Origin of the sequence: Chroococcidiopsis cubana SAG 39.79, assembly GCF_003991895.1 — a bacterium.
GTDB classification, from domain to species: Bacteria; Cyanobacteriota; Cyanobacteriia; order Cyanobacteriales; family Chroococcidiopsidaceae; genus Chroococcidiopsis; species Chroococcidiopsis thermalis.
Window position 1 is genome coordinate 19,598 of record NZ_RSCK01000078.1, and the last position, 11,932, is coordinate 31,529.

An 11,932-nucleotide genomic window follows, 5' to 3' on the forward strand; every position below is an offset into this window, starting at 1 on the left:
TGGTTGTTAGTTGCAATCGACTATCGGTCAACAACTAACAACGATCGACCATTATGCTGCTTTTGGTGACATTACCAGGTCGTATAGGGTAGAGGCGATCGCATTTGGGGGAAGCACGAAATCTACTTTCCCAGTATTAATGGCAGCCTTGGGCATCTCGAAACACTCGCAAGTCGCTTCATTTTGGGCGATCGCTATGCCACCGTGTTTCTTAATTGCTAGCACTCCCAGTAAGCCATCAGTATCTTTACCACTCAGAATTACAGCGATTGCCCGTCTCTGATAACTTGTAGCAACCGATCGAAACAGCACGTTAGCTGAGGGACGAACAAAGTTAACTCTCGCTGCATCCGATAGCGACAACTTACCGCTAGGATTAACGACCAAATGCTTATCAGGCACGGCAACATAAACCGTTCCTGGGCGCAGCAATTCTCCTGTCTCTGCGTTTTTCACCCGCAGTCTAGTGCGGTATTTGAGAATCTCAGCCAGGTAGCTGGGGCAGTTAGGAGACAAGTGCTGTACGATCGCAATTGCTGCGGGAAAATCTGACGGTAAGGTGGATAAAATTTGACTAATTGCATTTAACCCACCTTTAGAAGCGGCGATCGCCACAACGTTAAACGCAACATTGGGAAAGTGGGAAAAGATTTTATGTTCGTGTTTGCTATTCACGCTTTTTCTATGATGCTTCTACGATCGCCCTGGCAAGCCAGGGCGATCGTTGCCTACTGCAAACAAGGGAGTTAAACGTTTATGTCAGCTAACTAATACACTTCCTATTCTATATGTTAGCTAAGATACATACGTTATTTACAATATTTATAATTAAATAAATCTTGGGTGAGAAGTCCTCGATTGATGCTGTCAGTTATCGATTTAGATAAGACTAGCTCAAAGAGGTTTTTGATTTTGGTATCCAATAACCCCCATCATGCTGTTGAAAATCAGCTCTTAGCGAGCTTGCCTAGAGAGGAATACGAACGCCTCGTAGCTAACATGGAGTTAGTCCCCCTGACTTTTAAGCAAGTTCTCTACGCACCTAACGAATCTATTCAGTATGTCTACTTCCCTAAGAGTGGTGTAGTCTCTTTGCTGACGCTGATGGAAGACGGTACAGCAGTTGAAGTGGGAACGGTTGGCAATGAGGGAATGGTAGGTCTTCCCGTATTTCTGGGATCTAATAAGATTCCTGGGCAGGCTTTGGCACAAATTCCTGGCGAAGCTTGGAGGATGAGAGTAGATGTGTTTAAAGATAAAGTTATCCCAGGTAGTGCACTTCACGATCTGCTGCAACGGTATACGCAAGCGCTGTTTAACCTGATTTCCCAAATAGCTGCCTGCAATCGCATACACTCAGTCGAGGAGCGATTTTGCCGCTGGTTACTCATGACTCAAGACCGAGTGGGTTCAGATGAGTTTCCGCTCACCCAAGAGTTTCTCTCGCAAATGCTGGGCGTGCGCCGCCCTACTGTCAGTTTGTCAGCCAGCGTTCTTCAGAAAGCAGGGCTGATCCGCTACGTTCGGGGTAAAATGACTATTCTCGACCGTGAAGGGCTAGAAGCTTCTTCCTGCGAGTGTTACATGATTATCAAGAGTGAATTTGAGCGTTTGCTCGGCAGCAATGTTGCCTAGCTAAAAGTTAGCAGGGAGCAGGGAGCAGGGGGGAGAAGAGAGCTGAGGAAGTTGAGGAAGCTGAGGGGGAGAATACCTACCAACTACCAATTACCAATTACTAATTACCAATTACCGCAGGATAGAGTATGAAGGATAAAGTTTAATTAACGTTTCAACCTTTACCCTTCTGCCTTGAAATATGCGCCTTCCCCTACCACAATTTACAACAGGCGATCGCCACCCCAGCTACATAGCCGAAGTGATCGAAACTTCGACAACGGAATTTTTAGCTCAATGCTTGGAACCAGAAGATTTGAGCTTTCCAGTGATGCCACCTTTTGGTAGTTGGGTAAAGTCTGCGGATGATGAATCGGGAAATCAAGTTTATGGGGGAGTTTATTACGCTACTACCATGCCGATCGACTCAATCCATCGGGCAAGGGCTTTAGGATTATCTCTCATGGAGTTGCTCGAACAGCAGCCGCAAATTTTCGCCATGCTCAAAACTGAATTTCGCGCTGCCATTATCGGTTTTGAGCCAGCTAAAGCCTCAAAACGCGCTCAACGCCAAGTTTATCAATACCTTCCGCCTCGTCCGCCGCAAATTCACCAAGCGGTCTATTGCTGTCAGCCAGAAGATGTCATTTTATTTAGCGATCGCCTGGATTTTCTACGCACTCTATTACAAGTTCAAGGTGCGCCTGTAGAAGCTTTAACCGCTGCCGCGATTCGAGAGGTATATCAGTTGCGGAAAGCTGATAGACAATGGTTAGTCCAAGCCGGACGCACCCTCAGCACCCTCCTCAAAGACGACTACGATCGCTTGCGCTACATTTTGAGCCAAATACATCCTTGACAGTTATCAATTCGTAATTCGTAATTTGTAATTCGTAATTCAATATAGCGCTTTTGCTTATCGCGCCTCACTTTCTACCTTAAGGCGGATCGCGGTTGTATTAGTTTTATCCTTACGATGGAAGACGAAAATCTGTCAACACCCAGTCAATACTTAGGTGTTGCTTGAAGGAAATTTTTTCTCTCACGCTACAACAGATTCCTCACACGTCTCCATTTCAGTATTGAGTCACTATGACGACTGCCACAGCTAACCCTGATAGCGATGCTCTCGACCTCAAGCAACTCCTGCAAACATTACTAGAAGTTAAGAAGGGTAATTTTTCCGTTCGGATCTCTAGCGAACAAACAGGCATTGCTGGCAAGATTGCGGATACCCTCAACGACATTATTGAGACAAACGAGCAGATGACAACCGAGCTAGCGCGAATTAGCACGGTGGTTGGCAAAGAGGGCAAAATTTACGAGCGAGTATCGAATAACGGGGCAAAAGGATCTTGGCAAGCATGTGTCAATTCAGTCAATACCTTGATTACTGACTTGGTGCAGCCGATGGCAGAAACAACTCGCGTGATTCGGGCAGTGGCTAATGGCGATTTGTCACAAGCGATCGCTACAGACATTGCCGGAAACCCTTTACAGGGCGAGTTTTTGCAAACAGCGCAAATTGTAAATAAGATGGTCGGTCAACTGAACTCGTTTGCCTCAGAAGTGACGCGGGTGGCGCGGGATGTGGGAACCGAGGGAAAATTGGGCGTGCAAGCAGACGTGCGCGGTGTGGCAGGCACTTGGAAAGATTTAACCGATAGCGTTAACTCAATGGCAGGTAACCTGACAGCACAGGTACGCAACATTGCGGAAGTCACTACAGCCGTAGCGAATGGCGACTTATCCAAAAAAATTACGGTAGATGTAAAGGGTGAAATTCTAGAGTTGAAAAACACCATCAATACAATGGTGGATCAGCTCAACTCGTTTGCCTCGGAAGTGACGCGGGTGGCGCGGGAGGTGGGTTCTGAAGGCAAGTTAGGCGTACAGGCGGAAGTTAAGGGGGTAGCGGGAACTTGGAAGGATCTCACTGATAGTGTCAACTTTATGGCAGGTAGCTTAACGGCACAGGTACGAAATATTGCGGAAGTCACTACAGCCGTAGCGAATGGCGACTTATCCAAAAAAATTACGGTAGATGTAAAGGGTGAAATTCTAGAGTTGAAAAACACCATCAATACAATGGTGGATCAGCTCAACTCGTTTGCCTCAGAAGTAACGCGGGTAGCGCGGGAAGTCGGTACGGAAGGAAAATTAGGAGTACAAGCATACGTGCGGGGTGTCGGTGGTACTTGGAAAGATCTCACCGATAATGTCAATTTAATGGCAGGCAACCTCACAGCACAGGTACGAAATATAGCAGAAGTTGCCACAGCGATCGCCAATGGTAATTTATCTAAAAAAATTACGGTAGACGTAAAGGGCGAAATTTTAGATTTGAAAAACACCATCAATACAATGGTGGATCAACTTAGTTCCTTTGCTTCTGAAGTGACGCGGGTAGCGCGGGAAGTCGGCACGGAAGGGAAATTAGGCGGACAGGCACAAGTCACGGGGGTAGCGGGAACTTGGAAAGATTTAACCGATAACGTGAATTCAATGGCAAGCAACCTCACGGCACAGGTGCGAGGTATTGCAAGGGTTGTTACCTCGGTAGCCAATGGCGATCTCAAGCGCAAGCTGATGCTAGATGCCAAGGGCGAAATTGAAACGCTTGCCGAGACAATTAACGAAATGATCGATACCCTGGCGACATTTGCCGCACAGGTAACGACAGTGGCGCGAGAAGTCGGAATCGAAGGAAAACTCGGCGGACAAGCAAAAGTCCCAGGTGCTTCAGGGACATGGCGCGATTTAACCGACAACGTGAACGAGCTAGCAGCCAATTTAACCACGCAGGTAAGAGCGATCGCCGAAGTGGCAACGGCTGTAACCAAAGGCGATTTAACGCGATCGATCGCCGTTGAAGCTTTAGGAGAAGTTGCTGCCCTTAAAGATAATATCAACCAAATGATCGCCAATTTGCGCGAAACAACCCAGAAAAATACCGAGCAAGACTGGCTGAAGACCAACCTTGCCAAATTCACGCGGATGTTGCAAGGACAGCGCGATTTAGAAACTGTATCCAAGCTGATTTTGTCAGAGTTAGCGCCTCTGGTTTCAGCCCAACACGGTGTTTTTTACTTAATGGAAAGCGGCGAGAACCACCTGCCTTACCTAAAATTAATTAGCAGCTATGCCTATCGGGAACGCAAACACTTAGCTAACCGCTTCTATTTGGGTGAGGGATTGGTAGGACAATGTGCGTTGGAAAAAGAACGCATTTTAATTACTGAAGTACCGTCGAACTATATTAAAATTAGTTCCGGTTTAGGAGAAGCAGCACCCATGAATGCGGTGGTTTTGCCCGTATTATTTGAAGGGCAAGTTACCGCTGTTATCGAGCTAGCTTCCTTCAATTATTTCAATGAAATTCACCTCACGTTCTTCGATCAATTAACTGAAAGTATTGCGATCGTCCTCAACACGATCGCCTCTAGTATGCGGACTGAAGAGCTATTGAAACAATCTCAATCTTTAGCAGAAGAATTACAATCTCAACAAAAAGAACTGACGGGTACTAACCAGCGATTGGAACAACAAGCGAAATCGCTGACAGCTTCAGAAGAATTGCTCAAAAAGCAACAAGAGCAATTGCAACAAACCAATGCCGAATTACAAGAAAAAGCCGAACTATTGGCATTACAAAATCGCGAAGTCGAACGCAAAAATCAAGAAATCGAACAAGCACGACGATCGCTAGAAGAAAAAGCCACACAACTTGCCTTGAGTTCTAAATATAAGTCTGAGTTCCTGGCGAATATGTCGCACGAACTGCGTACTCCTCTCAACAGTTTGCTGATTTTGGCGAGATTATTAGCTGATAATCAAGACCGAAATCTCACCGACAAACAAGTAGAATACGCTCGCACAATTCACTCATCTGGCAACGATTTATTGGCATTAATTAACGATATTCTTGACCTTGCCAAAATCGAGTCGGGCAAAATGTCTGTGGATATCGAACCAGTTAGATTTACTCATTTGCGGGAAAACATAGAGCGGACATTTCGTCAAGTTGCAGGCGATCGCCAACTCAAATTTGAAATTCAGTTTGACGAGCGATTACCCCGTACGCTTTATACCGATGCCAAACGCTTGCAGCAAGTCTTAAAAAATTTGCTCTCCAATGCCTTCAAATTCACTGACGCTGGCTCCGTACGCTTAAATGTCACTCCAGCACTTGCAGGTTGGAGTGCGGAACAAGAAGTTCTCAACCGTGCTGCTAGAGAAGCACCACCAGGAGAAGTAGGTGTTATTGCTTTCTCAGTCACCGATACAGGCATCGGCATTGCACCTGACAAACAGCAAATTATTTTTGAAGCATTTCAGCAAGCAGATGGCACGACCTCTCGCCGTTATGGTGGTACGGGATTGGGTTTGTCAATTAGCCGCGAAATCACGCGCTTGTTGGGTGGTGAAATTCAACTAAGGAGCGAACTCGGTCGGGGTAGTACATTCACGCTCTACTTACCGCAAATGGTAAGTCGGACGGTAGAGCAACATGCAACCCCATCGTTAGCTCCAACTCCCCGTCTACCGACGCTCCCAGCTTCCCCGCCTGAAGTCGTGTCCCTTGTCGAATCCCAAATCTCGAATTTATTAGATGAAAGAGCGGTTGAGGACGATCGCGAGGTTATTCAACCAGGCGATCGCACGCTGCTAATTATCGAAGACGATCTCAAATTCGTCAAAATATTAATGGATGCAGCCCGTCAACAAGGCTTTAAGGTGTTAGTTGCCACGCGGGGTAATGTCGGTTTAGCACTAGCACAGCAATTTCAACCAACGGCGATCACGCTCGATATTCGCTTGCCAATCGTCGATGGCTGGACGGTACTCGATCGCCTCAAACACAATCCCGATACCCGTCACATTCCCGTACATATCATTTCGGTTGAAGAAACACCGCAACGAGGATTAAAACAAGGTGCGATCGCCTACCTGCAAAAGCCAATTAGCAACACCGCATTATTAGATACGCTGTCTCAGATTCAAGAGTTTGCCAATCGCTCCGTGAAAAACTTGTTAATCGTCGAGCGCGACGAATTGCAGCGTCGTAGTATGCTCGACTTGATTGAGGAAAGCGATATTGCAATTCAGGTAGTAGAAACAGGTGCAGCTGCACTCGAAGCTCTCCAAACTGGTCATTTTGACTGTTTAGTCTTGAATCTAGCCTTGCCGGACACCAACGGATTTGAATTGATCGATCGACTCAAGCAAGAACCATTATTCAGAAATCTACCCATCATTGTTTATACTCCCAGGCAGCTCACTCCCGACGAAGAAATCGAACTACAACGCCTATCAGGTAGCTCGATTCTCAAAGAGGCGCGATCGCCTGAACGCTTGCTGGAGGAAACTACGTTATTTTTACATCAAACGCAAGCCGATCTGCCTGCACCCAAGCGGTTGATGTTAGAGCAGTTGCAGCAAAACGATTCCGTCCTGGCAAGCAAGAAAGTCTTGATTGTCGATGATGATATGCGAAATATTTTCGCACTTACCAGCATCCTAGAACGTCAACAGATGCAAGTTATATATGCAGAAAATGGTCGAGAAGGCATTCTTCAGATTGAAAACAATCCAGATATTGACATTGTATTAATGGATATTATGATGCCAGAAATGGATGGATATGAGACGATCCGAGCTATACGGCAGATCGATCGATTAGCAGCACTGCCGATTGTGGCGCTGACAGCTAAGGCAATGCAAGGCGATCGCGAAAAGTGCCTTGAAGTCGGAGCCTCCGATTACATTTCTAAACCAATTGATACAGAGCAATTATTCTCGCTACTAAGGGTGTGGCTACAGTGTTAAGCTCACAGCCTGAAATCCAATCGTAGAGAGATAAAACTTTCACCCAGCGATAGATGTATTGCGATTCACTTGATATATCGTAAGACAGAGAGGAAGTATGCATTAAACTATACAATTTGAAGCAAAAACAAACCGTTCGCTACTCTATTAGTTGTCGCTCATGCCATGAAGTCCGAACCTAAAATTAACGTCTTATTAGTAGACGATTATCCCGAAGATCTTGTAGCACTGGAGGCAACGCTTAACAGTTTAGGGCAGAATTTAGTCAAAGCTTATTCCGGTAAACAAGCCCTGAAATGTTTATTAGAGCAAGATTTTGCTGTCATCCTGCTAGACGTGCAAATGCCAGAAATGGATGGATTTGAAACAGCAAGTCTAATTCGACAAAGAGAGCGATCGCGCCATACACCAATTATTTTTCTCACGGCAATTAGCGATAGCGATGACCTGAAGTCAAAAGGATATGCTCTAGGTGCAGTAGATTATTTACTTAAACCTATCGATCCAATTATCCTAACATCTAAAGTTGCAGTATTTGTCGAGTTATTCAAAAAGAATTTAGAGGTGCAACGTCAAGCAGCTCAATTGGTTGCCAAGAATTTAGAAATATTTCAAGCTCAAGCCGCCCGGCAGCAAGCAGAAGCAGCTAACTTAATGAAAGATGAATTTTTAGCTGTTGTTTCTCACGAATTGCGATCGCCCTTGAACTCAATTTTGGGTTGGGCGCAACTGATGCAGATGCGGAAGTTTGATGAAGCCAAATTGTGTCAAGCACTTAAGATCATCGAACGGAATGCCAAATCTCAAGCACAACTGATCGATGACATTCTCGATATGTCTAGATTGATGCGCGGGAAAGTGCAGCTATCGATTCAACCTGTAAACGCGATCGCCACGATTGAATTGCTATTAGAATCAATTCGTCCCCAGCTTGAGGAGAAATCGCTACAACTACGCACGCACCTCGATCCGGCAGCACAAACAATCGCCGCCGATCCAGCCCGACTGCGACAAATTATTTGGAATTTACTCTCTAATGCAGTTAAATTCACTCCCGAAAAAGGGCAGATAGAGATACGGCTAATTCAAGGGAGTAGGGAGCAGGGAGCAGAGGAAAGAGAGCTGAGGGAACTGAGGGAACTGAGGGAGAGAAGAGAGCTGGGGGAGACTAGGAGCAGAGGAGAAGGGAGACTAGGAGCAGAGGAGCAGAGGACGAATTTAATTCCGAATTCCGAATTCCGAATTCCGAATTCCAATTACGCTCAAATCCAAATTATCGATACAGGAATTGGCATTCGTCCCGAATTTCTGCCGCAAATTTTCGATCGCTTTCGTCAAGCAGACAGTTCTATTACTCGCGCTTTTGGCGGACTGGGGTTAGGACTGGCGATCGTACGACAACTGGTGATTTTACATGGTGGCACGATTGAAGCTCACAGCGAGGGAGAAGGCAAGGGAACAACGTTTACAGTACGACTACCACTAGCAAATAGTCCTTCTACCGCGACTTCCCCTGCTACAGCGACTCCCAATCTCATTAACTTGACTGCAAATGATGCATCAAAGTTAAATTCATTACTGGATGGGGTAAACGTGTTAGTTGTTGAGGATAACAACGATAGCCGCGACTTCATTAAATTTGCGCTCGAACAAGCAGGTGCAACCGTCACGACAGTTTCTTCAGCAGCAGATGCAGTCGCTTATTTAAAACGCGATCGCCCCGATGTCATAATTAGCGATATTGCCATGCCAGAAACCGATGGCTATCAATTAATTCAACGGATTCGAGCCACCGAGCAACAAGGAGATAGACAAATCCCCGCGATCGCCCTGACTGCTCACGCGAAGCCAGAAGACCGTTCGCGATCGCTAGCAGCAGGATTTCAACAGCACATTACTAAACCAGTAGAATCTACTGCTCTCATTACAGCCATAGCGGAGTTAATCAAGCATCAGTCAGTTGTCAGTTCTCAGTGGGCAACAATCGATCGCTCGCAAATGACGAATGACAAATGACTAGACTATTTCAAATTTCGTAGTGCCAGAAAGGTAAGCGATCGCTCATAACAATAAATTGACGTTCTTGCCGTTGAATCGAGCCTTGTTTTTCTAAATCGCTTAGTATTCGCGTTACCGTGACGCGAGTTAATCCTACTAATTCGGCAATTTCTTGATGAGTCAAACGCAGATCGATTAATTTACCTTGCAATACATGTTGACCAAAGCGATTAGCTAGCCAAGCAAACAGTTGTAAAACTGCGGCTTCAGCATTGCGACAGTGCAAGATTTCCATTAACTCACCCGATCGCTGAATATGCGAAATCATTGCCTCATTGAGTTCGTGCCATCTCGACCTCGGAATCAGATTTACTTCAACTGGCGTTAAACATTCCATTTGATAGGTCTGAGCGCTACAAAATACTCTGCCGACTACATCCCCTACACCCCAAATTCCCAAAGTACTGTAGTTCCCATCAGCTAATACTGTCAAGGTGCGAACCATACCAGACTTAATCTGCCACAGAGCATCATGCCTTAAAGGTAGAAGCGAACGACGCGCAAACCGAGAAGATTTCAGCTCGGTAGACTGATTTGATACCAGCAAGGAGACGGTCATAGCAGTTTATTTGGGTAGCAACAAGTATCAGAGCAATGCTCTTACGCAATACAATTATCTTAAACTCGGTCGGGATAGCGTAATTTACTCTAACTTCAGCAGTATGTCACATCTAAAGTATGAGCGCAAGTCCAAAAATACTAAATTTCTATCAATGAACCGTAGTATAAGATAGAAACGTAATCTGCTGGTATTTGGAGTTGAGTTAGCTCGGTCGAATTCTATTGCACTAACTGCATACTTAACTGCCGAAAATCGTCGCCGCGTTGCTCGAAATTTTGGTAGCGATCGAAACTGGCACAGGCAGGAGAAAGCAAGACAACCCGTGCCTGATATTGTGGGGCTAATTCTGCGGCTCTAGACACGGCACGCGCCATCGTTTCCACAATCTCGTAATTGTTGTAACCCACTTGAGATAGACGTGAGGCAAAAGCTGGCGCAGCATCGCCAATGAGTAAGACGGCGGCGGCTTGAGCTTGAATTGTTTGCAACCATGCTAAGTCATCACCAATTTTTGCTTCGCCGCCAGCAATCAGAATTGCAGGGCTAGTGACAGAAGATAACCCAACTTGAGCCGCATCGTAGTTAGTTGCCTTGCTATCGTTGATAAAATCAATTCCTTGCCAAGTGCAAATGTGTTCTAAGCGGTGGGGAACGCCTGGAAATGTAGCTATTGCAGTGGCGATCGCCTCTTTGTCAATGTCTGCTAATCGCGCCACCGCTACCGCCATCAGCAGATTTTGCAAGTTGTGCGCGCCTACCATCCGTAACGCCGACACCTGCACGATCTGCTCCTGCCCAAAGATAACCCAATCATCTTCAATATAAGTCCCTAAATCAGGACTGCAATTGAGGAAAGCTTTACCTTTTACACTTGTCCAGTAAGCATCCTGCCAATCATTTAGCTTCTCCTGGCTCAGGAAAGCATCATCGCCATTAATCACTTGCAATTGGGATTGATGCACTAGGTGCGCTTTAATGTCGTAATACCGCTCTAAAGTTTTGTGGCGGCTGAGGTGATCGGGTGTAAATGTCGTCCAAACACCGATACGCGGCGCAACCGAGGGAGCAGATTCAATTTGATAGCTGCTGATTTCGGCAATTATCCAATCGGGATATTTGGTAGGGGCGTACGGCTGTGCGCCCCTACTATTATTTTGGAACTCCAAAGCTACATCGCAGACGGCATGACCGATATTCCCACAGGCAGGGGCGTTGAGTCCGGCGGTTTGAAAGATTGCAGCAACTAAAGCTGTCGTTGTGGTTTTGCCGTTAGTACCAGTGATTCCTACCCAGGGAACAGCGTTGAGATAGCGCCAAGCCAGTTCCATTTCACCAATCGTCTCGATCCCTAATTCTCTAGCACGATTTAAGATGTCTGCATCCCAAGGTACGCCGGGACTGACAACAATTAACTGGGGAGAATCCGTGCTGTCTAAACTTGGGGTATGACCCAAACGAACTGGAATTCCCTCTGCTGCGAGTTGTTGCTGTTGTTGGCGCAAAGATGCAGAATCAGAGCGATCGCTCAGTATCACTTGCCAACCCTCTCGTTTCAACAGTCGGGCAGCAGCAACACCAGATTTTCCGAGTCCGATTACACAAGCATTGGACATACGCTATTTAGCAAAATCCCTGGACTAAGCACTCTATATAGTAAGGGGCTAGTGGGAAATTTGCCAATGCAAGGCGCGAGAGGTAAGGGAAGGACAAGGGGGACAAGGGGGACAAGGGGGACAAGGGAGACAAGGGAGACAAGGAAGACAAGGGAGACAAGGGGGAACTCGCTCTTAATTATCTTACTCACGGCATTATGACAAGTTTTATCGGTATCCAAGACCTGAGATAAAAACGCCCACAACGTTACCATGG

The 11,932-nt window shown here is 46.1% G+C and carries 8 protein-coding genes; 5 read left to right on the forward strand and 3 right to left on the reverse strand.

What is annotated here, in order from left to right:
* Positions 1 to 51 precede the first annotated feature (51 nt).
* Positions 52 to 675, reverse strand: coding sequence for a chemotaxis protein CheB (locus DSM107010_RS28685; protein WP_106169962.1), 624 nt, complete (start codon positions 673 to 675; stop codon positions 52 to 54).
* A gap of 234 nt (positions 676 to 909) precedes the next feature.
* Here DSM107010_RS28685 and DSM107010_RS28690 point away from each other — a divergent pair, with 234 nt between their 5' ends.
* The 4 genes from DSM107010_RS28690 (at position 910) to DSM107010_RS28705 (ending at position 9,459) form a co-directional block, all read left to right on the forward strand.
* Positions 910 to 1,635 (forward strand): Crp/Fnr family transcriptional regulator, encoded by a 726-nt coding sequence (locus tag DSM107010_RS28690; protein WP_106169964.1) that lies wholly within the window; start codon positions 910 to 912, stop codon positions 1,633 to 1,635.
* A gap of 181 nt (positions 1,636 to 1,816) precedes the next feature.
* Positions 1,817 to 2,473 (forward strand): HAS-barrel domain-containing protein, encoded by a 657-nt coding sequence (locus tag DSM107010_RS28695; RefSeq protein ID WP_127024518.1) that lies wholly within the window; start codon positions 1,817 to 1,819, stop codon positions 2,471 to 2,473.
* A gap of 233 nt (positions 2,474 to 2,706) precedes the next feature.
* The gene (locus tag DSM107010_RS28700; protein WP_127024520.1) at positions 2,707 to 7,443 is read left to right on the forward strand and encodes a response regulator; all 4,737 of its coding nucleotides are present in this window, start codon (positions 2,707 to 2,709) and stop codon (positions 7,441 to 7,443) included.
* Between the two features lie 165 nt (positions 7,444 to 7,608).
* A complete protein-coding gene (locus DSM107010_RS28705; protein ID WP_127024523.1) occupies positions 7,609 to 9,459 on the forward strand; it encodes a response regulator in 1,851 nt (616 codons plus the stop codon).
* Between the two features lie 10 nt (positions 9,460 to 9,469).
* Here DSM107010_RS28705 and DSM107010_RS28710 read toward each other — a convergent pair whose 3' ends face one another.
* Together DSM107010_RS28710 and murD are read right to left on the reverse strand one after the other, a co-directional pair.
* The gene (locus tag DSM107010_RS28710) at positions 9,470 to 10,060 is read right to left on the reverse strand and encodes a Crp/Fnr family transcriptional regulator (RefSeq protein ID WP_015156838.1); all 591 of its coding nucleotides are present in this window, start codon (positions 10,058 to 10,060) and stop codon (positions 9,470 to 9,472) included.
* Positions 10,061 to 10,281: 221 nt separating this feature from the next.
* Positions 10,282 to 11,676, reverse strand: a complete 1,395-nt coding sequence (gene murD / locus DSM107010_RS28715; protein WP_106170757.1) for a UDP-N-acetylmuramoyl-L-alanine--D-glutamate ligase — start codon at positions 11,674 to 11,676, stop codon at positions 10,282 to 10,284.
* Between the two features lie 66 nt (positions 11,677 to 11,742).
* Between murD and DSM107010_RS42480 the strand changes: the two genes are divergently transcribed.
* Positions 11,743 to 11,877 (forward strand): hypothetical protein, encoded by a 135-nt coding sequence (locus DSM107010_RS42480; protein WP_277871351.1) that lies wholly within the window; start codon positions 11,743 to 11,745, stop codon positions 11,875 to 11,877.
* Positions 11,878 to 11,932 lie beyond the last annotated feature (55 nt).

Coding starts and splice junctions, on each gene's coding strand:
- murD (WP_106170757.1), bottom strand. CDS start 11,676: ATGTCCAATGCTTGTGTAATCGGACTCGGAAAATCTGGTGTTGCTGCT.
- DSM107010_RS28700 (WP_127024520.1), top strand. CDS start 2,707: ATGACGACTGCCACAGCTAACCCTGATAGCGATGCTCTCGACCTCAAG.
- DSM107010_RS28710 (WP_015156838.1), bottom strand. CDS start 10,060: ATGACCGTCTCCTTGCTGGTATCAAATCAGTCTACCGAGCTGAAATCT.
- DSM107010_RS42480 (WP_277871351.1), top strand. CDS start 11,743: ATGCAAGGCGCGAGAGGTAAGGGAAGGACAAGGGGGACAAGGGGGACA.
- DSM107010_RS28695 (WP_127024518.1), top strand. CDS start 1,817: ATGCGCCTTCCCCTACCACAATTTACAACAGGCGATCGCCACCCCAGC.
- DSM107010_RS28705 (WP_127024523.1), top strand. CDS start 7,609: ATGAAGTCCGAACCTAAAATTAACGTCTTATTAGTAGACGATTATCCC.